At 61.4% G+C, this 25,423-nt stretch carries 21 protein-coding genes and 1 pseudogene; 11 read left to right on the top strand and 11 right to left on the bottom strand.

Going from position 1 to position 25,423, the window contains the following annotated elements; all coding sequences use genetic code 11:
• Positions 1–49: 49 nt before the first annotated feature.
• Positions 50–274: a hypothetical protein gene (locus tag AC4D14_RS06585; RefSeq protein ID WP_490900910.1), complete on the top strand. Its 225-nt coding sequence runs from the start codon at positions 50–52 to the stop codon at positions 272–274.
• Between the two features lie 124 nt (positions 275–398).
• The gene (locus AC4D14_RS06580; protein ID WP_490900908.1) at positions 399–818 is read left to right on the top strand and encodes a hypothetical protein; all 420 of its coding nucleotides are present in this window, start codon (positions 399–401) and stop codon (positions 816–818) included.
• A 579-nt stretch (positions 819–1,397) separates the two neighbouring features.
• On the opposite strand, the gene AC4D14_RS06575 is transcribed toward AC4D14_RS06580, so the two are convergent.
• Positions 1,398–2,447, bottom strand: a complete 1,050-nt coding sequence (locus tag AC4D14_RS06575) for a hypothetical protein (RefSeq protein WP_490900907.1) — start codon at positions 2,445–2,447, stop codon at positions 1,398–1,400.
• A gap of 384 nt (positions 2,448–2,831) precedes the next feature.
• On the opposite strand from AC4D14_RS06575, the gene AC4D14_RS06570 reads away from it, so the two are divergent.
• Entirely contained in the window at positions 2,832–3,752 is a 921-nt protein-coding gene (locus AC4D14_RS06570) for a hypothetical protein (RefSeq protein WP_490900906.1), read from the top strand.
• Between the two features lie 30 nt (positions 3,753–3,782).
• Positions 3,783–4,397, top strand: a complete 615-nt coding sequence (locus AC4D14_RS06565; protein ID WP_490900904.1) for a hypothetical protein — start codon at positions 3,783–3,785, stop codon at positions 4,395–4,397.
• A gap of 500 nt (positions 4,398–4,897) precedes the next feature.
• Here the strand turns inward: AC4D14_RS06565 and AC4D14_RS06560 are convergent, their stop codons facing one another.
• Both AC4D14_RS06560 and AC4D14_RS06555 read right to left on the bottom strand, forming a co-directional pair.
• Positions 4,898–5,086 (bottom strand): hypothetical protein, encoded by a 189-nt coding sequence (locus tag AC4D14_RS06560; protein ID WP_490900902.1) that lies wholly within the window; start codon positions 5,084–5,086, stop codon positions 4,898–4,900.
• Positions 5,087–5,150: 64 nt separating this feature from the next.
• Complete coding sequence (locus AC4D14_RS06555; RefSeq protein ID WP_490900900.1) at positions 5,151–5,312, bottom strand: hypothetical protein; 162 nt, start codon at positions 5,310–5,312, stop codon at positions 5,151–5,153.
• 718 nt (positions 5,313–6,030) lie between these two features.
• Between AC4D14_RS06555 and AC4D14_RS06550 the strand changes: the two genes are divergently transcribed.
• Entirely contained in the window at positions 6,031–6,897 is an 867-nt protein-coding gene (locus tag AC4D14_RS06550; protein ID WP_490900899.1) for a hypothetical protein, read from the top strand.
• On the opposite strand, the pseudogene AC4D14_RS06545 reads toward AC4D14_RS06550, so the two are convergent.
• Both AC4D14_RS06545 and AC4D14_RS06540 read right to left on the bottom strand, forming a co-directional pair.
• Positions 6,869–7,129, bottom strand: a pseudogene (locus AC4D14_RS06545) (SOS response-associated peptidase family protein); the annotation flags it as partial. The gene AC4D14_RS06550 and the pseudogene AC4D14_RS06545 sit on opposite strands and share 29 nt — an antisense overlap.
• Positions 7,130–7,632: 503 nt before the next feature.
• Entirely contained in the window at positions 7,633–8,016 is a 384-nt protein-coding gene (locus tag AC4D14_RS06540; RefSeq protein ID WP_490900897.1) for a helix-turn-helix domain-containing protein, read from the bottom strand.
• Positions 8,017–8,217: 201 nt separating this feature from the next.
• On the opposite strand from AC4D14_RS06540, the gene AC4D14_RS06535 reads away from it, so the two are divergent.
• From AC4D14_RS06535 to AC4D14_RS06520, 4 genes are all read left to right on the top strand, one after another.
• Positions 8,218–8,574 (top strand): helix-turn-helix domain-containing protein, encoded by a 357-nt coding sequence (locus AC4D14_RS06535; protein ID WP_490900896.1) that lies wholly within the window; start codon positions 8,218–8,220, stop codon positions 8,572–8,574.
• A gap of 107 nt (positions 8,575–8,681) precedes the next feature.
• Entirely contained in the window at positions 8,682–11,300 is a 2,619-nt protein-coding gene (locus AC4D14_RS06530) for a toprim domain-containing protein (RefSeq protein WP_490900894.1), read from the top strand.
• Positions 11,297–13,162, top strand: coding sequence for a DNA polymerase (locus tag AC4D14_RS06525; RefSeq protein ID WP_490900892.1), 1,866 nt, complete (start codon positions 11,297–11,299; stop codon positions 13,160–13,162). The genes AC4D14_RS06530 and AC4D14_RS06525 overlap by 4 nt, the downstream gene beginning before the upstream one ends.
• Positions 13,159–13,449 carry a hypothetical protein gene (locus tag AC4D14_RS06520; protein WP_490900890.1) on the top strand — a complete coding sequence of 97 codons (291 nt, stop codon included), beginning with the start codon at positions 13,159–13,161 and terminating at the stop codon, positions 13,447–13,449. The genes AC4D14_RS06525 and AC4D14_RS06520 overlap by 4 nt, the downstream gene beginning before the upstream one ends.
• 76 nt (positions 13,450–13,525) lie before the next feature.
• Here AC4D14_RS06520 and AC4D14_RS06515 read toward each other — a convergent pair whose 3' ends face one another.
• Both AC4D14_RS06515 and AC4D14_RS06510 read right to left on the bottom strand, forming a co-directional pair.
• Entirely contained in the window at positions 13,526–14,419 is an 894-nt protein-coding gene (locus tag AC4D14_RS06515) for a hypothetical protein (protein WP_490900888.1), read from the bottom strand.
• Between the two features lie 983 nt (positions 14,420–15,402).
• Positions 15,403–15,930, bottom strand: a complete 528-nt coding sequence (locus AC4D14_RS06510; RefSeq protein ID WP_490900887.1) for a hypothetical protein — start codon at positions 15,928–15,930, stop codon at positions 15,403–15,405.
• A gap of 377 nt (positions 15,931–16,307) precedes the next feature.
• On the opposite strand from AC4D14_RS06510, the gene AC4D14_RS06505 reads away from it, so the two are divergent.
• Both AC4D14_RS06505 and AC4D14_RS06500 read left to right on the top strand, forming a co-directional pair.
• Entirely contained in the window at positions 16,308–16,511 is a 204-nt protein-coding gene (locus AC4D14_RS06505; protein WP_490900885.1) for a hypothetical protein, read from the top strand.
• Positions 16,512–16,622: 111 nt separating this feature from the next.
• Entirely contained in the window at positions 16,623–16,763 is a 141-nt protein-coding gene (locus tag AC4D14_RS06500; RefSeq protein WP_490900884.1) for a hypothetical protein, read from the top strand.
• Here the strand turns inward: AC4D14_RS06500 and AC4D14_RS06495 are convergent.
• The 4 genes from AC4D14_RS06495 to AC4D14_RS06480 form a co-directional block, all read right to left on the bottom strand.
• On the bottom strand, positions 16,750–17,079 hold the full coding sequence (locus AC4D14_RS06495; RefSeq protein WP_490900882.1) for a hypothetical protein: 330 nt from the start codon (positions 17,077–17,079) through the stop codon (positions 16,750–16,752). The two genes, AC4D14_RS06500 and AC4D14_RS06495, sit on opposite strands and share 14 nt — an antisense overlap.
• A 154-nt stretch (positions 17,080–17,233) precedes the next feature.
• A complete protein-coding gene (locus tag AC4D14_RS06490) occupies positions 17,234–17,821 on the bottom strand; it encodes a hypothetical protein (protein WP_490900881.1) in 588 nt (195 codons plus the stop codon).
• Positions 17,822–18,062: 241 nt separating this feature from the next.
• Positions 18,063–18,527: an Imm26 family immunity protein gene (locus AC4D14_RS06485; RefSeq protein WP_490900880.1), complete on the bottom strand. Its 465-nt coding sequence runs from the start codon at positions 18,525–18,527 to the stop codon at positions 18,063–18,065.
• A gap of 28 nt (positions 18,528–18,555) precedes the next feature.
• Entirely contained in the window at positions 18,556–24,957 is a 6,402-nt protein-coding gene (locus tag AC4D14_RS06480; protein ID WP_490900879.1) for an FG-GAP-like repeat-containing protein, read from the bottom strand.
• Positions 24,958–25,423 lie beyond the last annotated feature (466 nt).

Genomic DNA, 25,423 nt, shown 5'->3' with positions numbered 1-25,423 from the left:
TTAGTAAACGGGTGGGTGCATTACCGTGCAGGCCGCGCTAGTTTGAGGCATGAAAAATTCGGGCCCGCTCTTCAGTAAACGGAACGCCGTTAAGGGGCAGATAACCGCTGGGGCGATGTCCCTCATCGGCTTCGGCATGTTCCTGGGCGCATTCATTCAGGGTGAATCGCTGACAGGTACCGCCTTCAATCTGGCCTGGGCATTGTTCTCGACAGGCATCCTGATCACCTTGTTTTGGTCAGTGGTATATTTTCGTCTGGCACGGAGACGGTAAGCCGAGGAACACGCTCCCCTGCCGCGTTAGGCCCACCAGCAAAAGCGCCCGTTGAGGGATCGGCACACGGGCGCCAGAGAGACATGGGCGGACTGCGAGTGGTAGTGATGCGAAGGTCGTGCCGATGGAAAACATACTGCTGATCGCTGCTTGCCTTCTGGTTGCCTATTCGGGACTCGTGGGAGGTCGTTCCAACTTCCCGGCGGTACGAGAAGGAAACGGACTCGACCGGTTCTTCGTCAGGGTTCAGCTCGGCCTGAATGTCATTTCCATCCCTCTTGCCGCAGTCCTTCCCGTTGTCACCGCTTTTAAGGGTCACCCGTGGTTGGCTTACGCGACGGTAATCCTAGTGACTACGGCATTGCTCGTGTATCCCGTTCAACTCCCTGCGTGGCGCTTCACCGCGCCGTCTATGGAGGGGAAGCGTTCAGTTGCAACGTCAGATATACGCCGCACGCGTTGGCCCTACCGCACTCTCTTCGTTCTCGGGAACCTGACCCTGTTGATCTATGCCTTCACATTCATTACCTCAACCAGCGGCTGATTGGTTCTGATCGAGACGCCACCAGGCGCGCCCGCTGAGGGATCCTCTACGGTGCTGTCGCGGATACTCACCGGACAGCATCCCTTTCATGACACCAAGACTGAAGGGCGGCGGCGGGCTGCTCAGCAGATCATCAGTGACGTTGCTGCCTAGGCGGAGCAGGAAGACTAAGTAGGAGCAGTTTCTCTCGTGGGGTCTTGCGCCCGAGGACCGTCCGGTGCAAACCCAGCCGATCAACCGCGAAGGCCAATACTGCATGCCGACGCCGACGGCGTAGCCGTGACCCCTGGTGTTCGCCCGAGGAATCAGCCCAATCTCGCCCTGCTCGACCCCGGCTAGTTGTACCCGGCCATTAGTGGGTGTCACCCGTGTGATGGGGGTGGTTCCGATGCCGGTGTGGATGCGTTCCGTGTTGTAGTGCTCCAACCAGGGGTCGAGGGCCGCAGCGCCTTCGGTGTTGCGGGTGTAGACCTTGGCGTAGGCCCTTGGGTGGCCAAGGTGCGGTTGAAGCGTTCGGCCATGCGGCTGAGTCCGGGCGAGTGAGCCGCCGCTGGCGCTTCTGTGAACCCGATGGAGCAACTAGATCGTCCGTACGAACAGCACCCCTTCCCGGGACACCAGCATGCCGTGCTCATGGTCGATGACCAGTGGAGACCTCAACTGCTCGTCCGCGAACACTCGCGGATTGGCTCGATCGACGACGATCGACCGCAATAGTCGTTCGTCGAGAGATTTGAGGATATTGACCGCCGCTTGTGCAAGAGCGGGTAGATCTGAGCGGCGAGCAGCAAGGCCTGCATCGGCGGCTGCTATCAGCAGCTGGTCTACATCCGGGACAACCCCGCCGGCCGACAAACTGCGCGACTGCACTAAACAAAGCGTGGCGAGAACATTCGACGCATGGTCGTCGCGATGAAGACCCTTGAGCAGTTCCCGATCGTGCTGGTACGCCGAAACGACCAAGTGAGCGTCCTCATACTGAGCGGTGAAGACCGCGATGCGCCAAAGCTCGTTGTCCGACTCTCGCAACGACTTCTGGAACGCATCGAACGCTGATGGGTCATACTCCCAACCGTCGAGCTTCTCGAGTTCTGCGCGGATGGTGGCTTCGTCGCGCGAATCTACTTGAAAGGCTTCGATGGCGCGGGACGTCATCCATGTGTCCGACGGGGAGGCCTCGAGAAAGGCGAACTCGGTTTCTCCTTGAACGAAGTAGTCGTAGATTGCACAGACAATCCGGCGCAATCTCGGTTCATGAATGTCCTGCTGGAGGCCCGGGAGCAGCGACTCAAGCGACGCCACCGACTGCTCAAGCCGTTGTACCGCCAGCAGGACATCTTGTGCACTCTCAGAGATGGGCCTGCCATGCTTCGCGTGATTATTCACCCTTCGAACTAGATGGAGATCCTGAGCCGCCGACCAGCCGAGCCCGGCAAGGTCCTCGGTTTGGTTGTAGAGGTAGGATCTGCTCCAAACCTGACCACTCATAACCAGGGTGGTTTCCCAAAGCGCGCTGAGGTCTCGTGCGGCTTGACCGACGTCTCCGACGCGATACCCTTCAGCGAGTCTTGACTCGAGTGACCGCCTGACGTCGGCGGTGCCCGTTTGAAGCTTCTCCAGCAAGTTCACATGGGCACGATACCGCGTCGGTGCGGCCCAACCCGACTCCAGAAGGAATCTCGACTGAACAGGCCGACGACTAACCAACGCCTCATCGTTCATCAAGCGCAACCATAGTCAAGAGTTGACCGGTTATAGCGTGGACGAATGATCGAACTGTGCCCTTGCGCTCAAGCAGACGGCGCGGGCGTTGCGCTAGGTGACCTTCGGCGTGATGTCTCGAACATTATTGACACGACCCAGGCCTGCGGTGGACCGACTCAATTCGTAGCGCAGCTGGAGCGCACCCGCCGAAATCCGAAGTTATTATGAAGGTTCTTCGTGCCTGCGGCCGCCATCATCGCATTCACGACTGCAAGAGCCCGCGGGTTCCAGCGACGAAAGGTCCCATCCATGACTGATGTACAAGACGTACAAAATGCGGAGCGGGGAGCGAATACGCTCGCGGGGCTTTGCGAGTCGTTAATTGCCAGCTGGCGGGAGATCGGCCAGCAGGCGGGCACGGGTGCCCCTTCGGACGCCCCAGTGTCCGTCGAGGCGGACGAAGTGCGCCGTTCAATTCCTGATCGACCGAAGAACATCGAATACGCGGCAGGCCTGATGTCGGGTGAGTTGGTGGGGGCGATCTCACTGCTCCTGCAGGCGGTCGCGACGCAGTTGCGGGCACGGCCTCTGGTGTCTCTGACGATTTGGCCGCTGGTTAGGGCCGAGCTCGAATACGCGGGCCGGGTGGCCTGGCTGCTCGAGCCACTGCAGGGCAGCGACGCCGGTTCCCGCCGGGTCGCTCGAGCACTACTTGAACAACTGTCGTCGCTGCAGCGAGAGAAGTACACCGCGAGCAAGCACTCCAAATCTCTTGGAAAGCAGCTGAAGCGGGAGCGCAATGCTGCGCTGGACTCGATCAAGTCGCTATTCTCCGATGTGCACATCCCACTGGATTCGCCCGAGCAAATCGCGGAGTGGAAGATCGAGGGGGAACCCATGCTGTCACTCGGCAAAGCCAACGACCTCTTCGTCTCTCTCAATGTCACGACGGGCAAGGCGATGTACGACACTCTGTCCGATTACTCGCACCCCTCAGTTACGGCACTCGCCCGTCAGTCGGTAGCGGAGGAGTCAGAAGGCGTGACATTCAGGTCATATCCCCCGGACGCCGACGTCCTTGACTATCAGGCTAAGTTGGGCTGCCTGATACTTTACAAAGCTGCTCACACCATCGCGGGCTACCACGGCCTCAATGCTAACCCCCTTGAGCGATGGGCGGACACGGTCCCAGGGCACTGGTTCAATCCGTCGGACAACGGAGAGAAATAAACGGACACTGCGCAAAGGGGGACTTGCATCATGGACGTCCTGACCACGGTAATCGCCGTTCTCGGTGGCCTGACGGGTCTTTCCGGCTTCATCATCTCGGTACGAGCGGATCGTCGCGCTACGCGGGCCGACAGGCGCGCGGCGGCGGCAGACCAGAGGTCGATTCGCGCCGAAGAGGAAGGCGTACGCGCAAGACAACGGGAACTTTGGAGTGAAGTTATCAGTGCCATGCAGGACGTTGTGGGCGCCAACGTTCTTGCCCAAGATCTCCGACCGGTTCTCGTGCGAGTTCGTTCGTCCATGACGGAGCTGGTTGATGGTGTCACCAGCGATCACTACAAGCGCCTCGACAGGTGGATGAGCGTTGAGCACAAAGTGATCAACGGACTGCTCGAAAAAACGATGCTGAAACTGAGCGGAAGCGGTCACACTATGAAGCAAATAGAAGATGCCCATCATCCGCCGAACGAGTGGGCCGCGATGTTCATCAACAATCTCCGGGTAGCTCGGAAGCTAGAACCAAGCCCCGAGGTCGAGGCTAGCATCGAGGAAATGATTTTAGCGGGTGAAAAGGTGCTGAGCCAGCTAGCGCAGAGTAATCCGGCGCGGCCAGGCCCTGGCGGCCTTGCCGATCGAATCGTGTGAAGCCCTCGCTTATCGAGGCCGCCGAGCGTGCAGCCAAATCGGCTCATGCCGTGATAGTCACCGGCACCATTAGTAGCCCGGTTACGCGACGCTCCAAGGACTGTTGAAGCGATCCTGCACCCGGCGGTCATAAGGGCCCTAGGGTGAGCATCCGCAGATGTCGGCTGCCGCCCGGTGAAGGATCCCCCAGCGTGCGTTGATGAAGCTTCTGAGTGCGTCGATTCATTAGTCGAGGGCATCTAGGCGAGCAGCGTGTAAGGCGCCGGCGAGGGATCGTGACGGCCATCTTCTCTCAGGGGTCAGGGGTGATCGGTCGGCGAGTTCGTTAGTCGGCCCATTGGGTCTTTGACCACGTAATTCCAATAACGGACCCAGAATGGGTCGGAGCGTAAGGCATCAACGTCGGCTCCTGCAACCGTGTGCCGGTGCTTTGGAACCACTCAGGAGACAGAGGGAAGCTCCAGAATGCTCGTGCGCTGCGCGGCAGGGGTTGTGAACATTCAGCCCGAGAACCCATCCGGGCTGAATGACCAGTCATTGCTGATGGTTGTATTTGAGTCGTAGCTGATGGAGAACTGGACTTCACCGACGGGCCTGTAGGCGACGTGGTCGGGCTCGTCCCAGACTTGCTCGGGATCGATCAGCTTTGAGTAGAACTCGCGGGACGCCGCGATGTTATTGCTGCCCATGCAGAGGAAGAAAGTGCTGCTCGGCTTGAATGGACTCTAGTCATCTCGGGTGTCCACTCAGGGATCAATCTTGCGCGGAGGCAGTCAACTCCATCATCGCCTGAGAGTAGGCCTCACCGTCAACCTCGCCCTCGTCGTATCGGCGCATCAACTCGTCTATTTCGGCTTTTAGTTGTTCCCGGTCCATCTTTTTTTCCTCGCGATCTGTTACTTTCGGCGTCGTCAATCGAACAATTCGCATTGGCCGTCGCGACGACCTAGCGGTACGTCGCCATGTGCCCGGTGTTACGAGTCCATTTCGTCCTCGTGCTCGCACCAGTGATCTCCATCGTGCCCGACCTGTAGTCGACAGAACACCCCTCCGAACTTGTGCCGACCACGGAGGAAGTACAAGGCGTTGCACCAATTGTCTGAATCGGCCACTGGCATTCCTATCTCTCGTTGCAGGGTAAGTGCCGTCATACGCATTCAGTGAAATATCGCTTCAGTCAGCGAAGTGCGTCACGAGCCTTCCTTCTGATCCTACGGACTCTGCATACTCAGTGCGACCGTAGCCGGATGGTCCTACGGACTACAGCTACAGTCAGCAGGATGCCTCCCAAAACATCACGACGACTGGCAATTCACCGCGGGTTCGGCCTCACTGCGGAGGAAGAAAATTCCTTGCCCACCCATGACGGCTTCGACCGTGACACGCTGCATTCGAAGAGGCCGAGACATGCAAGCCCTGGTATAGCGTCTTCAGCAGCAATACACATCACGGATAGAGGACAACGAGGGCTCCGCAGATGCGACAAAATTTAATTCCCATCTCACCTGCTCCAGCTTTGCAGCTCCATGAACCTATCGAAAACTGCAGTGCGCTCGGAGAATATCGGGGACTACTGTCTGGTCAGGGAGCAGCACGGAATTGAATCGTTCGACACCTCCATGTGACCTGACTGATGGGTGACTTCCTCCTTGAAGTGCTTCCGATCATCGTCGCAGTCGTCGCTTCTCTCGTCGGCGTGATCGTCGCGGTTAGCCAGCTTACGTCGACATCTCGGCTCCGAAGACGCGCTGAGTTTTGGAGTGCCCAGATGCAAGCCTCAGAACTGAAGCGTGATCACCAAGTGAACCAGAGCTTGTACCGGGAGGCCACCGCCCGACTAATCGCACTCGAGGCCTATCCCGGCCACAAACTGCTTTGGCCGATGGCCCAGATCGTTGTTGCAACATATGGAGTCGGGGGTACGGGATACATTGCCGGAGGACTCGTGCCGGACCGGCTGAACATCGACAACCTCCGAGAAGGGGGCATCGAGGTTGTATTTCTGGGATTCAGCGTCTTGTTCCTGGCCATGGGAACCTCCTCGATTGCCAGCACTGTAGTGCGACGGCGACGCCTTGCGCGTCACTATCTGGAGGGCGCCCGGTTGTCGTTGGAGAAGCCTGCAATTCAGCAGGACGCTGAGCTGGTTGGACTCAAAATAAGCTGCTTGGGCATCCTCGGACTCTACGCATTCTCAGCAGGGGCCTGCTCAACCATCGCGCTCTTCAGCTTCATGTCTGCCGCCCCTCAAGGAGCGCTTCAGACTTTCATGGGCGGCTGGGGCTTGGGCCTGTGGGTGCTGTCATTCATGTTACTTGTCGTTGGTTCATTTTCTGTGCTCTCGCTCTTCCAGCAGGAGAATCGTGATTGGGAACATCCCAGAGAACTGTCGGCGGAAGCGGATCGCCCTAAAGGCGATGTAGGAGATGACGAAAAGCGTAAGTCGCAAGGGAATCAGGCGATCAGGAACCTCAAACACCGGACTCGACAGGCCCGGTGAGCTGCGGTCCGTTGTTACGGACTGATCCGACCTCCCGCCGCCGATCCACGGGATGAGGTTGGGTTTGGGGGTGGTATCGATGAAGTGCTGCACCTGGTCCGGCTCCGTCATCGTGGCCCAGCCACTGATCCTGCAGGCCCTCGGGAATGATGACCGGTGTCCGATCGTGAATGTGGCCGAGCGCGTCGTGAGCGGGCCGCGTGAGGATCGTAGAGGTCACCAGCCACTTATCCTCGGCCTTCTCGGCTTTTGTGGGTCAGGCCAGAATTCATACCTGCCGGCGAACACCGGCGTCCGCCCAACCTGTTCGGCCGAGCGGATAGTATTTTGCCGGCACCGGGAGAGCAGGAGAGCAAGCGGAGAGCATCGAATCGGTCCTTGCTCTCCGCGCTTAGGCGTGGAATTCCGCGGAAGCTGCACCTCGGGAGAGTAGGAGAGCAAGAAATCGGCCTCTAGGTATGAGCTTGCGTGTGCGGGCTTCACGACGCCGGGCACGTGAAGCGCGCACACGCACACGCGTTCCAGCAGGAGCGCAGGATCCCTGCTCTCCTGCTCTCCCCGGACCAAAACCCGGCGCCCGCCAGGGGAAAGACCAAGAGAGCAATCTGGAGAGCAACCGTTTGGTGTACCCTTCTGCTCTCCGACGAAACACCTGAAACTTGGGGCATCCGATCCAACATCCGGGGGTGAGGACAAGGGCGCGTTCACCGGTGCATTCCGGGGGGCGCCAGTGCCTCACGCGCTGCGAGATGCCTCAAGTTCAGCGATGCGTCGACGCGTCGCAGACATCGAGTCCTGAGCCCGCTGTACCTCTTCTTCGGCTTGGTGCATCTGCCAGTAATACTGGCTCAGGTCCCGTCGCAGTTCGCCGATTTCATCATCGATGGCGTCCCTGTCCCGCAGCATCGACGCGAGTGGCACTTGGAGCACGTCCGCGATCGCAACGGCCTCGTCAAGTCGGACCGCCCGTTCGTGCTTCTCGGCGCGAGCAACAGCGCTGGGGTCGATGCTGCGTCCGATCATGGCCGTGATGCGCGAAGCAAGCGCCGCCTGCGAGAGACCCGCCTGCTGCCGCTCCTCGTTGAGTCTCCGGGCGAACGTCTCTGTCGCGATCGTCATCGAGAACCTCTCCTGATTCAACCAAATCTTGGTGTTCAGTACTTGATGCTACTTCATGTCTTGCGATCATCACCTTATCTTCGCTATGCTCAATGTACGACAGGTCGCGACAACGCCACAGTCCACACACCAGTTCTCTTGGGTGGAGGTGACCTCCGATTCCCGGAACGACGGACGCATGGGACCCCCTGAGAGGTCCTGATGTCCACTTCGACCGCATCCCTCCCACAGACGCTTCGTCTGTCAAGCGGAGATGACCCGCGACTCGCCCTTCGCGCCGCCCATGAGCGCGGCTGGCCGCACCCGCATACACTGCGCGGCTACATCCACACGGGCCGGCTCCCTGCTGTACGGGTCGGAAAACAGTTCATGGTCAAGGAATCTGATCTCGAGCGGCTGATGACGCCTGTCGACGTCGCTGGCTCCGCGCCTGAGAGTCCGGCGCCTTCCGAGGCTGACCTCACCGACCTCGCCGCACTTGCAGCGCGAATGGTCGCCTCCTGGCCGCGCTTGAGTGAACAGCGAAAGGCCGAATTGGGTCGGCTGCTTGCCGCCTGAAACGTAACAAGAGCCCCGCCGAAGCGGGGCTCTCGCAGACAATTCTGAAAAATCTGGCACTGCAGCAGTTCGCACCTGCCCAGGGCCACGGAGGAGACAAGGTCCTCATGACTATCATAGACGACGCCCCCGACCGCACGGGGCTCGACAGTGCTGACAATGAGTCGGCAGCAGCGCCCCCCAGCGGCCCAACTGGCTATGCAAATCTGACCCAAGAGCACGCGCAGGAGCTGCTCGACAGCGCAATCCCGGCTGCGATCGCCGTCGCCCAGGGAGTCCGCAGCGCCCATGTACGCGATGACCTCCCGGCTTGGGCTGGATGGATCGCCGACGCGCACGGGGACGATGTTTTCCCGTGCCTGGTGTTCCCGATGGTCCACCCCGACGGCTCCGAGACCGGCCAGGTGAAACCGGCTCCGGGCAGCGTGACGAGTGGGAATGGCAAGGTCCTCAAGTACGTCTCGCCCAGCAGGGCTGACAACCCGCCTCAGCTGCCCGTCCTGCGCGCCGTGCAGAACCCGGACGTCGTCCTCATTGTCGAGGGTGTCAAGCAAGCTCTGGCAGCTCTCGCATGGGCTCCAGAAACCTGGTCGATCTACCGCATCACGGGCATTTGGTCGTGGCGCGTCGCGGGCGACGGTGAGGATGACCCGGGCACCCCGACGCCGCATCTGGTCGTCGTAGGGGGCCGCGACGTCGTGATCGTGCCCGATTCTGACGCGAAGACCAATATCAGTGTCTTCGACGGCGCGACTGCGCTCGGCGAAGCCTGCGAGGGATACGGAGCTTCGAGTGTGAAGTTCGCCCGCCTCCCCGGCGCTGGCAAGGACGGCCTCGACGACCTGCTCATCCGATTCACCGACGACGGCGCCCGGCGCAGCATGCTGTTGTCGTGGGTCGCCAAGGCGCATGGCAGGCCCGCGGACCTCGACAAACGCGAGCAGAAGGTGATGCGCAAGGCGCTCAACGAGCGGCGTGCGGCAGGGCGTTCCGCGGCCCCTGTGATGGCACTCGAGGAGCGCACACCCGTCGATGTCGGACAGGATCAGCGGCAGGCGTCGCTTGATCTGCTCGCCGCGCTGGTCGAGCGCTCCGGCGGCGTGCGGGTGTTCCAGCGCGACGACGAGCTTGTGCGCGTCCGGCGTGCCAAGGATGGCAAGGGTGGGGACGGCCCGCTGCGCGCGACCACGCTCAACCGGAGCGGGCTGCGTCGCGAGCTGCTGGACGTCGCATATCCGTACACCGTGGGCGCGAAAGGGCCGGCACCGGCAGGGCTAACCGACAACCTCATCGACCTCGTCGCAGATCATTACGACAGGCTCCCGTGGCTGACCGGGGTTACCCGCTCCCCGCTGGTACTCGCCGACGGTACTGCCCTCACGGAGTCCGGATACCATGCCGCGAGCGGTGTCTACCTCGACCTGACGCCCGACGTGCAAGGTATCGACGTACCAGACCACCCGACCGACGCCGACATCGCGGCGGCAGCCTCGTTGATCCGCGACGACCTCTTCGCGATGGACCGCGCGGGCGGCTACGACGGCTGGGTTTTCGACTCCGAGGCAGACCAGACCCATGCCATCGCCGGCCTGATCACCCCAGTCATCCGCGCCGCCGTCAGCAAGGTGCCGATGCTCCTGTTCGACGGCCTCCACCGTGGCGTGGGCAAGGGTGGATGCCTCGATGTGCTCCATCGGATCGCCTTCGGAGCGCCCGCACCGATCCAGACGACGCCGAAGTCCGACGAGGAAATGGACAAGCGGATTACCGCCAAGCTCCGGGCAAGCGCCGACACGGTCTGCCTCGACGAGGTGCAGGACGATGAGGGCTCACGACTCGTCTCGAACGCGCTCGGCGCCGCGCTGACCTCCGAGATCTACGAGGGCCGCAAGCTTGGATCCTCAGAGATGCTGAGCCTTCCGCAGATGGCCAGCTGGTACGGCCTTGGTAACAACATCGAGATCCCCGGTGACATGGTCCGCCGCGTCTACACGTGCCGGATGGCCTCCGACCGCGACGACCTCGAGACCCGCGATAATTTCCGTCACGACCTCGACACCTGGGTGCCTGAGCATCGCGCTGAACTGCTGCGCGCTGTGCTGGTGCTCGTACGGGCCTGGTACGACCGGGGACGCCCGGCGGCCGCGCGGGCATTCGGGTTCAAGTCCTTCACGGAGTGGCAGCAGGTCGTCGGCGGCATCCTCCACCTTGCCGGCATCCGTGGATTCCTCTCAACTGTCCTCGAGGTTCGCGAGAGCGCGGACAGTGAGGCCGTCGACAATGCTGAGCACTGGGCCTGGGTTGAGTCTCTATTCCCCGCTGGACGTCGATTCGGAGCTTCTGAAGTCCTCGCGCAGGCGAAGGCCGTTCCGGACGCTCCGCCGCCCTACGGCAAGTCCTGGGAAGAGCTCGACGCACGCAAGCTCTCGATGTACTACGGCCAGCACCCACGATGGTATGCCGGACTTCGCCTGCGCGAGGACGGAAAGTTGCATGGGAAGGGCAAGGCCTATGTCGTCGACCGGCTCCCGGTAGGCGTCGCGGCACTGCCGGGCGCTCAATTGAACGGCGCGCAGGCGTCCGCCTCACCCCGTCCGGCCGCGGGTGCCGCTCCCGGCGAGCTCATCGAGTTCACCGGACGTGGCGGCTTCAAGCAGCAGGCTGCTCGGGCGATGCCGCCGATGACCGGCAAGACCATCGCAGAACTCGGCGGTGATGCCTCGTGAGCATCCTGTACCTGGACCTCGAAACCGCAGAGGCGGATCGCATCTGGGACTACGGCCCAGGCTTTGTCCGCCTCGCTGGCGTCGCCGTCGGCGACTCTGCGGTAACCACGACCACCAACCTCGACACGGTGATCGAGCTGATCGGCAAGGCCGATCTCGTGGTCGGACACAACCTGCTCGCCTTCGACTTGCCAGCGCTCGAGCGATACCACGGACTCGACCTCGCACGTCTCGTTCGCGAGCACCGGGTGATCGATACGCTGCTGGCCGCACGCCAGAACGATCCGCCTCTGTCCGGTAAGGCCGACGCCCGGCGGTACAACCTCGATGCCATCTGCCGGCGCGTACTCGGCGAGGGCAAGGTCTCCGACGACTCCGGCTCGATGCTCAAGGTGCTCGCCCGCAAGTTCGGCGGCTATGACCGGATCCCCGTCGACCACCCCGACTACGTGCGGTACCTCGTCCAGGACGTCGAGCTCGCGCGCGAGCTGGCTAAGCACCTTGTCGTTGACGACTACATCCGGCGGGAGCATCAGGTGATGTGGCGGCTCGGGCACATCTCCAAACACGGCTGGAGAGTCGATGTCGACCGTGTCCAGGAGATGCTTGCGGCTCAGACCGAGCGGGTGAAGCTGCACAAGCAGCGCCTCCACGAGGCATACGGCCTACCCCTCGAGGGAGCGAAACCGCAGGCCACGAATGTCGGCAAGGCTGCGCTCGAACAGGCCTTCTCCGACCTTGGGGTTAAGCCCCCGCAAACTGCCAAGGGAAACTTCGCGACCGGCAAAGATGCGTTGGAGGCTCTCGAAGCGCAGCATCCTGACAACGCTGGCCTGCTCGAGCTGTGCAGCACGCTGCGCGCCTTCAATGGCGAACGTTCGACTGCGCAGACGATCTTTGATCACACCGGGCCTGACGGGCGCGTACACCCGAGCGTCACCGCGCCCCAGGCCTTCGGTCGATTCTCGGTCACGAAGCCCGGCCTCACAGTCCAAGGCAAGCGCGACCGCGGCAACCTGCTCGAACGGGCGCTGCTCCTTCCCGACGAGGGGCAGGTGCTCATCACCGTCGACCTGTCCCAAGTCGACGCCCGCGCGATCGCGATGCATGCCCAGGACCCGGGCTATATGGCTGCAGTCGCACCGGGTACTGATCTTCACGACGAGATGGCTGCGGCGGTCTTCGGCGAGGATGGCTGGGACCGCACTGCGGGCCACCACCACCCCCAACGTGGCGACGCAAAGGCCATTACCCACGCGACATCGTACGGGATGGGCGCAAGCGGGTTGGCCGCGTACGCGAGGATCTCAGTTGACGAGGCTCAGAGCCAACTCGCCACACTCGATGCCCAGTTCCCCCGCCTCGCCGCTTTCAAGTCAGCGATCCGGGATCAGGCCCGGGGCCAGATCCTCGTGAATTCTTTCGGCCGCCGGATGCGGGTGCAGCCTGGTCGGGAATACACGCAAGCGCCGGCCGCGATGGGTCAGGGCACGGCCCGCGACCTCATGACCGAGGGCGTGCTGCGGCTCCCTGAGTGGCTGTTGCCCTGCCTGCGCGCGATTATCCATGACGAGCTCGTCCTGTCCGTTCCCGAGAGCAGGGCGGGCGAGGCCGAAGAAGCCGTACTCAACGCCCTGCAGTTTTCCCACCAAATCGCGCCGGGAGCGACGCCCGTCCCCGTACTGGCGGAGAAGGGTGCTCGTGGACACGACTGGGCTGACTGCTACCGCACGGAAAAGTCCGGCTGGCCCGAGGTCGCCCGCGACCACCGCGAACTGAAGGCCTGTGAGGACGAGCGCTGCACCTGGCACACGGCCGACGCCACCACCACCGATACCAACACTGAGGAGATCGCAGCATGACCATCAAGAATCGAACCGAAGAAGAGCAGCAACGGCTGAACAGCCACATGCGGCGCAAGGACCTGCTGGAGCGGATCCTTTTCCAAACGATCCATACCGAGCCGGCGAGTCAAGAGCAGGTAAAGCGGTTCCTTGCAGCTGCTCCGCCCGAGGTTTTTGTGCTGCTGGACGGCCTCATGCCGCCGCCCTCGCCGGTAGGCATCCACGACGAGCCCTTGCACGAGAACCGAATCGTGCAGGGCTTCGTCGGCATGGCGATGGCGCGCCGGAAGCGTGACCGTCGATGAGCGCCCAACGGGTTCAATTACCGTGCAGGCGGTGTCCCTGCCGGTGCGGGCGCATCGAGGGCGTCGATAGAGTGCCTCACTCTGTGCGGGCTGATCCACTCTTGAAGCGAACCGAGGATGCCAGGAAGTCCCCAGCGACCCGCAGCAAGATGTGGGTCCCGACGTAGTCGGGCGCCTGAGCTCGGTGGACGGCGTCCTTGCGGGCGTCATTCAGGCGTCTCAGATCTTCGAAAGGCATCTCGAACTCAAACCCGGAAACTTCCGCGATGCTGATGGAAATGCCCAGCGTTGGCCGATTCTCAAGGCGCTGACGCTGTCTCTCCGGAAGCTCCTCAATCTTCTCGTCCAGGACCCGGACGAGTGCGATCTCAACCGCCGCCGCGGCATCGATGACTGCGCGCCGGTAGAATCCGCGTGCGAATGCCGCATTCGCGTCACGAATAAGAAGATGCTCCAGGGGCGGTTCCTTACCGTCACGGACAGCAGCGAGGATCCATTGCCATTCGGCAGCAGTGACAGGCTGTATCTGCCGCGTGGTGGGTTGAAGACCGAGATCGCCTTCGCGTGGTGGAGTAATGAAGGTCAGCCCGGCCCCGACCGTTTCCGCGTCGTAGACCCGATGACCGGGGTCGAGATCCTGTCCCGTAAGAATTTCGGCCCAGGAGCGTACCTGGTCGAACCAGAATTTGATGAACTCTCCGAGTTGCTGGTCAGGACCTCGCCATGATCGGGCTGCATCGGTCGGAGCCTCGACAGCGGTGATGACTATTCGGCGCAATGCGGTCGCCGGCTGAAGCTCTTTCGGGATCCGCGCTGCGTACTCGGTCGTCCACGCGACCAACTCCCCATCGAGGGAATCAGGGACCGCAACGCCGTCGATCACCGGGGGACCGCCTACGGGGTCCTGATCCTGCGGCATCACCACGTCAAACCGAAGTCTGCCGTATCCAGACGGGTAGGTTCCGCTCATAACGGCGCAGCTTACCCAAATGGGAACGGGCAGCTCGTAGATTGCCGTCACGGCCCTCGGAAGCGGGTGGAGTCATTTCTGCCACATTCATCTCGTTCACGACTCCAAACTACTGGGCCCCAAGGCCGTGGCTCCCGCCATCACGCCAGCACCCTAGCGACGTCGTAGCAGGAGGACTTTTGCAGGCTGTTCCGTGCCCGGTCATACCGGCGCGCCGTCCGCGGATCGGAATGTCCCTGCTGTCCTGGAGGGCATGCAGCGAGACACCTGTATCCAAGGCGCTGGTAGCGAACGCGTGCGTCTATCGGTTGACTGGCCTCCGCTACCACGAAGCTGCCCGAACGTGTCACCGGCATCACCAGCCCAACGGGATGGGCGACGAAGTGCCCATGTCCGCGGATGGAGCAATGCCCTCAATCAGACCCGAGCCCTCACCAGCTCCCACCCCTACCGCACCCGCAACCCCTCCACCCGCGCCGACGGACAATTCTCAGGCATCAGGACCGATCAAGGAACCGGCTCCCGGACCCCCAGGCTTGAAATTCACCTACGAGGAGGCCCACAGATCGCGTGGAACAGCGGCATGCCGTACCACGAGGCCTTTTGTCTCCGCTATGAGCCCGCCACAGACGGGGGCGGTCCCGATGTGAAGGCATCGAGGCCGGAACGGTGGACCCAGTCACCGGCGATTACATCGGAGACTGAGCCCGCACTCGAAAAGTGGACGGACGGCGATAGAAGCTTATCTTCAGAGTGGTTTCGAGCAACCGGAGAAGCGCCATTGGCGGACGCCTGATCGCAGCTGTATCGGAGTAAGGTGACCTCGTCAATGCCATGTCGAAGCCGAGACCAGCATGACCCCCCAGCAACCGATACGTCCGGGAAAGCGAGGATCTGAGGGACACCGGCCGGATTGGCGCACCGGATGTTTGACTCTTCTGCGATATCGTCTGATCACGCTGGGTGGAGCGGGCTAAGGAGGACTACTGGAAATTGCCCGGAGCATCTTTGACCCTTTCGATGCTCTTGATGAAATCATGCAGTGGTTTTGTCCCACCACCGATAGCCAGCGCAGTGACGATGACATCCAGGTTCCCCGAAACCGGAGTATCCGTCACAGCTTGGAGAAGATATAGCCCAAGGAGCTCACACAGGATTACTGCAATGAGGAATGCTAGAGCAGAAATCCATAGCGTCCTGTCCGCTCTCGTCTGCGGGTTCGATATGCCCAGAGGGAGCGTCAGTTCAACAGATCGCTCGATTGCCTGCGCAGCAATATAAAGGCCTGCTAGGAGCACGAATCCATCGACAGCCTTGAAGGGGGGTTTAGTCTCTGGCCAATACCAGGCGGTAGCGAGGCCCACGACGACTATAAGTATTGTCACTCCTCGTGCCGTCCAGGTGGGGAAGACTTCAGCGCCAGCCCCCGCAGATTGACCCTGACTTGCCGAAACCTGCGGAGAATTAGTCGAGGCTCCCTCTGATGATGACGCACCGGCCAGATCTTTCATGTCGACTCCTCGAGGTCAACAGCACCCTAAAGGGTTTGGTGGATTTAGTATGAGCGCCAATCGAGCGGAAAGAAAGTGTTAGTTTGCCACAGAGGTGCCAAGGATTTTGGCCCGGCAGTCATTGAACGATGGCAAAAGCGGGGCACTAATCCGGGTAACTCCCGCCTAGAAAGACACAAGCTTTTCGAGATACCGAGCCGATGCCCTGCATGGGATAACCGGGTACCGGGATCACGGGCCACCATCATCTCGAAATCTTGTCTCGGCTGGTTTCGTCATAGGAGCGCCGTCGCCGGGGGGCGGGGGAAATACGGTATGAGGCATCTCAGATACACCGACCTCAGTACATCCACCCAGGGCAATCTAGGAGGCTAAGCATGAGTCTTTTCAGCGGGCCGAAAATGGCGCAGGTCGAATTCGAAGTTGAAGGACGGACCTACCGGGTGGAGGTCAATGAGAACGCCCTACTAGACAGCGACTTCTGCGGTAGCCACCATGAGACAGACGTCTTGACTGGGCAGAGAATCATAGATGATTGGATACAAATTGGAGTCTTTCTGGTAGTCCAGGGGCTTACCTGACACTCGCGTCAATGAAGTTCCTTCCCTGACGCGTCCGCGCTACATGTGTGCCGCCGGGCCGGCATCCCTCCATGCCGGCGCCGGCCGAGCGGGCCTGGATATATTGGGGGAATGGCTTCATTGCAGCGTGAACTCGATCAGATAGCGAACCTGGGCCAGCGCGGCTGGCGCGACGATCACGGCACCGACCGGGCCCTGGAGATCCTCGCCGGCCTGCGGCTGGGCGGGCTGATGGCCCCTACTCCTCATTGAGGAGGACCCGGATGGTGTGGAGGACCAGCTCGCGCTGCCGGGCGGTGAGCCGGTTGACGCTCTCCGGCAGCACGAAAGGTTCGGGCTCACCGGCGGGTACTCCGGCCGCCTCCCGGAGCCGGGCCATGGGGATGTTCAGAGCGATCGAGAACGTTTGCAGGATCTTCTCCGACGGGGTCCCCGGTTCCCCGCGCAGGTACTTCGAGATGGACGTGTTGGTGACCTTCACCCCGCGGGTCTGGGCGACGGCTTGGATGCGGCGGGCGGAGAGCTGCTCGGTGTTGGAGTCGTTGAGCAGGTCGGAGAGGCGGCTCATGCCCGGCAGCCTACCGGTGATGGGCATCACATGGCTTGCGCTGAGGAACACCTGCCCATCCAGCCCGAGGTGGTCGCCCTGACGTACACGCAAACCACTAGGTTGTGGTGCCGCACGCATGTCGGTTGCCTCTTTCCCGCCCGCAAGGCCGACCTTAGATCGGTGGCAGCTTCATCCCGGCCAGCCTCCGCACGGCAGGAGATGTCTCCCGCCCCAGCTCCTTATCGAGAGCAACCTTCATCTCGGCTGCGAAGATCTCGCGGCGCAGCGTCCTGAGCAGCTCGTCCGTGCTCATCCGTTGGAACTTCCCCTGGTCAGTTGCTTCAGTCAGTGGCTTATTCGACCTGACGATCGGGGGCAGCTTCATCCCGGCCAGGCTTCTCACCTCCGGCGAGGTCTCCCGGCCCAGGAGCTCATCCAGACTGACCTTCAGGCGGGCAGCAAGGATCTCGCGGCGCAGCTTCCTGAACAGCTGCTGCTTGGGCGTCAGCCCGGTCGTTGTCTGGTTCGTCTCTTCGACGGCCCGGTTCGGCTCGGCGATCGGCGGCAGCTTCCTCGCGGCCAGCTTCTTGACGGCGGGAGACGTCTCACGCCCCAGTTCCTCGTCGAGGGCTACCTTCAGCTGGGCGGCGGCGATTTCGCGGCGCGCCCTCTTGAGCAGTTCATTGCGTGACCGGTTTACCCTGCGTTCAGTCCTTGCCGTCCTCCCAAACTGCTGACTGGTTCCATGATCGTCCGACACTGACGGATCGTCTACGGTCCCGAAATCGCGGACGTCGCCGGGTAAAGCCTTGGAGTCGAATCACGGGTCAGGAGGGTCTACCCCGCTCCATGGTGGTAGCTTCACCTAATGGATTCCCCGCTGCCCAACCCCCGGCCCCTGTCCGGTGACTCCCTTGCGAGCCACACCGGCTTCGATGAGCGGTTCCTGGGCATGGAGGTATCGGTCCTGGAGGCCTGGAATACCCCCAGTAGTTGTTTGCTCAAACTAGTTTCAATCTCATGTATTGAAGGTCAGCGTTTGGCCGGTTCGCGTGATGGTCGCACAGTCGTTGCTTAATGTGCGCTCCATCCCAGACTGCGCTCGGTTCGAGCCCAACGCACTCTTGTGGGGTCACTGTCCGCGAGCCACCCAAATAGTCAACGATTTTGCAGTTCCGGGGATTGAGGATGTCCTGCCGGAAAAACTCTGGGATCGGAATAGGATGCGAAGCCAAAGACACCGCTCCCACTTTCGGCCAAAGTCCTGTCTTGTAAACACCATCGAAGACTGCGACTACGAAGAGCACCGGCCGCTGCACGATCTCCTCCGCGCTTAGGTCCGCCGCGGTGAGGCCGTCGTACACGGCGATGTAGGGGTGATCTGACAACATACGCGCGTAAGCATATTCTGACCCGTTGACGTTAATACGTAAGATGGTACCCGGCTCGAATGGTTGCTTCGGCATGGTTGTCCCCGTCCCTCTGATCAGTCATTCATGGCCCATAAAACCCAGTGTATGGGGCGATCTCCCCGAATAGAATTGATGCCTGCCTATGGAAGATCCACCCAAGGGGGTGCAAGGCCGAAACTCCTCGAATGGAATTTCCAGACAAGGTGAAGCCGACTCCCGTACGGCCAGCAAGGAAATCACTCCGCGCACCCCCCATCTGATCGATCCCCTGCTGCTCACGGCCCCGGATCGCCCAATATGCTGGATCGAAGACTCTTCCTGCGTGTGGGAGGGTTCCAATCTGCGATTCATCTACCTGTCCTGGGCCGAAGCCCTTGGCGCTCATATGATGCCCTCTGGCGAAGCGACTCGCTAGGACTGAGTTCGGTGGTCCATAGCCCGAAGCTCGCCCCCAATAGACCTGACCCGTAACTGAGTTGAACATCGTGTACGTAATGTAAGTCAGCGGTGCTGGCCTACTCACGGTTACAGTCTCGGTAACTGTCGTAGTGGTCGTCTGCGTCTGGGCGGTAAGAAGGGTGCCCACGACCGCAATCGCACCAGCGGCAAGGACTACCGCTCCTGCAACATCTGCAACTCGTCCGCTCCCGTCGACGTTTGCTACTTTCGCGCCGGTGCCTGCGTATATATACCAAATGTGCCCAGTCTGGTCGAGGATACTGACTTCTGCCGTCTGGGCCCGTGTTCTGCTTTCAGTGTGCGGTTCCAAATAGGGCTCGTTCACCAGCCTGTCGCCCTCAGCTTCAACCATTACTTCCTGCCAGGCGACGTCATCATCGACGCCATCCGGCGTGTTGGCGTTGGAACTGTACTGGTAATTCTCGCCTCTTGCGCCCAGGCTAGAGCCCCCGGTCACGAGGTCGGTCAGCAAGCCGCCCGCTGCGCCAATAATGTCACCCACGATTTCATAGGGGTTCGAGTCCGATCCACATGAAGGGGCCTTGGGGTCGCAAGACTGCCAGCCGGTCGGGTCGATCAGGGTACTTGGGTTGTTCCTTACGTAGGTATAACGGTTGTGGCTCTGGCCGGTCAACGGATTTTGGATGATGGGGTCTGGGGTGAGGAAACGCCGGGCCTCAGGGTCGTACATTCGGCCCGTCATGTTAATTAGGCCGTACTCGATGTCGTGGTCGTGGCCCGTGTAGCCCTGCCGCGGACCGTCGCGGGGGCTGTCGCCTCCCACGGACTCATTCTGGGCATTGATCCGGCGGCCAAAGGGATCGTAGAACTGCTCGCGCAGCCAGGAGTCCTCACCAGATGGTTCACCATCACGGCTGCTGAGTGCGACGGTGGAGCCCTGCAGGTCTGCGTGCAGATAAGTCTGACGGCTTGCTGTGACCGGTCCGGCCACCGCGTCTTGGGTCTGATTGACCTGTGCAATGACACGCCCCTCGGCGAGGATATTGTGCCGGTTTTGGATCTGCCTGATGCCGGTACCGGTCGGGGTGCGACGTTCAAAGAGTCCCGCCACGGTGACGGTGGTCTGCTCATCGTCGCGTTTGATGACGCGGGACCGATGGGGGTCGTAAGCGAATGTGGTTCGCCGGGCCTGGTCCTGGCCGGTGACCCAGTCGAGCACAGTGGGCAGACCGAAGGTATTGTACTGCACGGTGCGGTCCGGGCCGCTGGTTTGCTGGCCGGCGCGGTCGTAGCCGTACTTTTGGTCGTTCAGTGCGGTCAGCGCGTGGGGCGGGGCGCCGTCCTCCCCGTAGCGGTAAGTCGTGCTTTTTGCTGGTTGGTTTGCGGACTGGGCGGTCTCGGTCTGGAGGTTGCCAACCGCATCGTAGGCATAGGTGGTGCTAATCATGGGTGTTCCGGTGTCACTTTGGACTGACCAGCCGTCGAGCCGGTTGAGTTCGTCGTAGTGATAGAACTCGGCCCGATCGTTTACTTGATCGTTTCGCGTGATCACATTGCGGTTGGCGTCGTAGTCATAGGCAATATCTCCGAGCACCCCGATGGTGTCGGGGCCGGTGCTCTGAATTCTATCGAGGAGCCCGGTGTCGGGCCGGTAGGTGCGGGTGGTGACCACGCCGTTGCCGAAGCGCTCGACCTTAAGCTGGCCGTCGCCGTTTCTGGCTTCAGCCGTCCAGTACACTTCGCCGCCGGCCTCGCAGCCGTCAGTGACCTGGGCCAGATAACCTCGTGGGTTGTAGGAATAGCCTGCAGAGAGCCGGCCGGCGGCGCCAGGGATCACCGGGTAGCGGAGGCAGGCGAGCCGGCCGACTTCGTCGTAGGCGTACTGGAGTTCGTAGTGGGTTCCCTCGATCGTCCAGGTTGTGGTGGCACTCCTGCCGAGCTCGTCGTAGGTGTAATCGATCGTGACCCCGTCGGCGCTGGTGGCCGCGGCGAGCTTACCAAGTCCATGGTCGGCGGTGTCCCACGTGTTGGTTGCTATCCCATCGGGCGAAGTTTGCTTCTTCACCCGGCCCAGCGAATCGTACTCGAAGGTGGTAGTGCGGTTCTCTCCGTCGGTGACGGTGGCTACCTCGCCAAAAGCGTTGTACGTGGTGATGGTGGTGCCGCTGCTGGGATCTTGTAGCCGTTCCCGTCGGCCGAGCACATCGTAACTCATGGTCTGCTCGGTGTCGTCAGGGGCGACCATCTTGGTAAGCTCGCCGAACGGGCCGTACTCGAAGCGGACCTCCGACCAGTCGATGGCATCCGGGTCGTCCTCGTATCGGTACTCCACCTCCCCGTCCACGGTTCCGGTCGTGTAGCTTTGCACGCCTTTGGCGTCGGAAATGTAGGTCTCCCGTCCTCGATACCCGGACCGGATCTCTTCTCCGTCAGGAGCAGTCACCGAGGTGGCGCGTCCGCGCCAGTCATACTCGAATCGCGTGTACTGCGCTTCCTCTCCGGGCAGCGCCGGTCGGGAGACACGGTCGACCCGGCCGAGGGCGTCATAGCCGGTGTACGTTGTGGCGTCGCTCCCGTCGAACGAACGATCCCGCCGCTCAATCTCACGGCCGAGCCGGTCAAACACCGCAGTCGTACTTCCACCCCCCGCCACCGTCATGGTGACGTAATCCAATCCGGTAATAGGCAAGAACCCGTGCTCGACCTGCTCGAAGCTGCCGCCGGCGTAATGGGTTTCCCGCGGTCGGGCGAACCAGTCATAGCCCATGGTGGTCGGCACACCGTTGGGATCGGTCACGCGCAGAACGACACCGAGCCCGGAGTGGGTCTCCACCAGCGTTCGGTGGCCCATCGCGTTGACCATCGCGGTGGGGTACAGATAGTCCGCGTTGTACTCATAGGTCTCCCCTCGGATGTTCCCTGCGCCGTCTTCTCTAGTGGCGGAAACGACAACGCCCCCCTTGCCATACGTCGTGGTGGTGGTCAGCTTAAGCTGGGGGTTGTCGGGCTCCACCACCATGACTGCCGGGTTGCCTCTGTCGTCGTAATCAAACGTGGTCTCGCGCGTCGTACAGACATTGGCGGCGGTACAGCCGGTGACCAACGTCCGGCCAGGCTGCCCCCTCTGGGCATTGCTGTAGTCAATATCCTCGGTGAACTTGCGCCCCCCATCTGTGGTCGACTTCACCAGCTCCTTGTTCCCAAATTCGTCATAGGTGGTCGTAGTCGTGGTCAACCGCAGCGTCTGCCATACCCAATCATTCAGACGCTCCTGCTCGCGCCAAGTGGTACTCCGTTCCTCCACGAAGATGCTGCCGTCGGCGTACCACCGCGGACGGTTGTTGTAGGTGACGGTTCGCCGGTAGTGGCGTCGGGAGGGGCTCGCAGTGTCAACGCCCTGTGTGACGCCCTGTATGGTGACCGCCTCGGGTATGCCCAGATACGGATAAACCACGACCCGGTCGTGCTCACTGGTCGTTCCGGTCCACGCAGTTACATTGTTGAACGATGTCGTCGTCACCGCGCCGGTCGACTTATTGGTGACTGAATGTGCGGCGAAGCCGAGCCACCCCGGGCCCCTCAGGTCAACCCGCGCCTTCTGGTACCGATGCTCGTACCGGATCCACGGGTCCGCATCGGTGCCCAGACCGTTTGTGACACGGTGGCTCGCCACAATGCTGCCCCCGCTGGTGGGGCAAGTCCGCCAGAACCTGCAGAGGCTTCCGCTATCCGGCGTATGCACGGTGCGATCCGCGAGATTGGTGTAGTCGATCATCACCCGCGGCGGACCCGCACCATTACCGACTCCAATTAGCTGGTCCGGCACCCTTCCCCAGCGTATGAACAACCGGGCCCCCGTGCGGTCCGGGGGGAAGTTTACCAAGTCAAGTAGTCCATCGGCATTAAAATCGAGCGCTTGGGTGCCGTTCCAGTTGCAGCGGCTGGCATCGGCACCAGGTCTGTCGCACAACGGCATGTCAGCGAGCTGAATGGGCAAGGTGTCCCGGACGAACCCGTTATCCGACCAACGGTAGAACTGGACACCGTGGTCGAGGTCGCCAGGGCTGTTGGGCCGCCCTCCGTAGAGCAGCAGGACGTCGTCACGCCCATCGTTGTCGAAGTCAACAATCCGCATGCGGGAATGGAGGAGGTCTCGATCAGATGGATTCAGAAGGGGCTTTGAGGGGCGCTGAGAGAATCCATTCCCAGTGTTCAGAGCAGCGGTCAGCCCGTGGGTTTCCCCTGCTTCGTCCGTGATAATGACTTGGTCCTCGAGGCCATCACCGTTCACGTCGCCGAAGGCCGCCGACTTGTCATCACCAGCGAGGTTTGCCACGCCGGTTTCCACCGTGGCTTTGGGACCCCGGGTGGTCCAATCGCCCGCTGTGAGACCCCATGTGTTCCACCCGCCCCCTGTGGGGCGGGGTGTGAGTATTTCCGCCCGGCCGTCACCATCAGTGTCCATGACGAAGTTCCTATAGGAACTTGAAGCGCGGAGGATGCCGGTGTTCCCTTCAACGGGAAACGGGACTTCGCGAGCGCCCGAGTTCAAGCGATAGCGCCAGGGGCCGCCGTCAGAGCCGACGTTGACTTCCACGTAATCAGGCAGCCCGTCACCGTTGAGATCGGCAAAGTAGCCACGATAGTTGCTGCCCCGATCGTTGACATAGTCCTTCTCACCAAGAGGTTCACCAGGGGCATCCCCGAAGGTAGATCCATTCGATCTGAAGAGCTGCCAGCGCCAGACGCTGTATAGAAGGGGACCGGAACCGACTGGGACATAAGCTGCTGTGTCACTACGACCATCGGCATCAATATCGATTATCCGCGGGTGGGTCAACTCTGGGCCGCCCCGCCGATTAGTGGCCCATGGTCGTGACACCTCTGGTGGCGCGAACGTGTTGGAGACGCTGCGACGTGTCACTGTAAAACCGGGTTGGAGTTCGCTTTGGAGCCGCGCGTCAGGTCGGAGGACCAAGTCGGAGCGGCCATCACCGTTCATATCTGCAATTTGGATGTTTGCCCAATCAGGCCCAGGGTTCCCGTCGATTCTGACCTCTCTGAATCGATTCTGGCCCATCGAGGAGAGGAATTGCAGCGGCTGTTTGCAGGCACCCTTGTGGTCACACTCAAATACTTTATGCAATAGGCTCCGCCGGGTAACGCTTTTGTTCTGATAGACCAACCGGTATTCGCGCAACATCTCCGCGGGCGCCTGTTCGGGGCCGGCCCACATCGTGATGTTGCTGACCCTGTCCGCCATCCGGGTGTGCAGGCCTCCGTGGCTGAACCGGTCGATTGGATCGGGGCGCGGCTGGTAGTGAAAATCCACGCGCCGGTTAGGGGAGTAGGCCACGGAGGCTGGAAGCATGTGGGCCCCCCAGAGATCGTCCTCTGAGCCTTCGGATCGCCGGTAGGTCACCGTGGCGGAGTTCCCGTTATGGTCCTCCACCCGGTTCAGTCCCCATGCTAGCGTCTCCTTGCGTTCTGACTCCCTTAACACCGACGGGTTCTTCAGGTCAGTAGATGCTCGTAACGGATACGCCTCGAATCGGGAGTCATCGGTCTGCCCGTATGTCAGAATCTGCCCGTCTTTGGTCCACATCCGGAAAGAGTTGGGTACGTTATCCTGCATCTCTAAACCGACGATGCGGGCGAAAGTGGCGCGCTGTGTCCGGTACTCCTGGGTATGAGGGTCAGATGCCGGGACCGGGAGCAGCCGGTTACCGTCCAGGCACAACGCACCCGTGCCGTCGGAATGCGTCCCGTCGGTGTAGCCGTCATGCGCGATGGTGCGAGGGCACCAAGTGATGGAGGACAGCCCGCCCAACGACCAACCAACCCCAAACGGACCCTCACCACCGCGGCTGCTGTACGACAGCTTCAGCGCAGGCGCTACACTGCCGCGACCCCTCGGCATCCACAACGGTAGGCTGTACTGTGCTGCCCCATCATCCGAGACCCAAAACTTGCCCTCAAGTTGGCCGAAATTAGAAACGCTGTCGACGAACCCACCTGGCGGCAATGCCCTCGCCGGCGCCCGCCAAGCGGATACCTCCTCCATCAGAGTTGACGGAGGCAACCGCTGCTCGCCCCGAGTGGACGAATTCATCCCCGCTGTTTCTGGAGCAGCCGACGGCACCGTTACATACATTGGTAGCAACGATGACAGAAGTAGGACGACCACCATCACAGCAAGGATCTTGAGGTGACGAGAGCTAGGCCTGGGCACGGTCGCAGGATCTCTCACTGTCATGCCGCGCCTCTGAAACTGCGCTTAGAACATAGTCCGGAATGCCGCTGGCCCGCGCTGCTACACCGGAGCTGTCGCTGGTAATACCAGCAACAGCATTATGTGACTGGGCTGCAAGATCCATCAGGTTGTGTTGCATTCCCGCCTCTTAGAGCGAGTAGTGATCAAACAGGCCCGCCATAACAGCGGGTGGAGCGGTTTCGAGTGCCCTCCTTGCCGGACCCGGACACCGCTTAGCGCAGACCGTACCTGTAGGTCTAGCACTAATGGTGCATTA

This window comes from Arthrobacter sp. TJ-254 (assembly GCF_058269175.1).
Note: the sequence above shows the minus strand (reverse complement) of the source record. Positions and strands in the feature narration are given on the sequence as shown.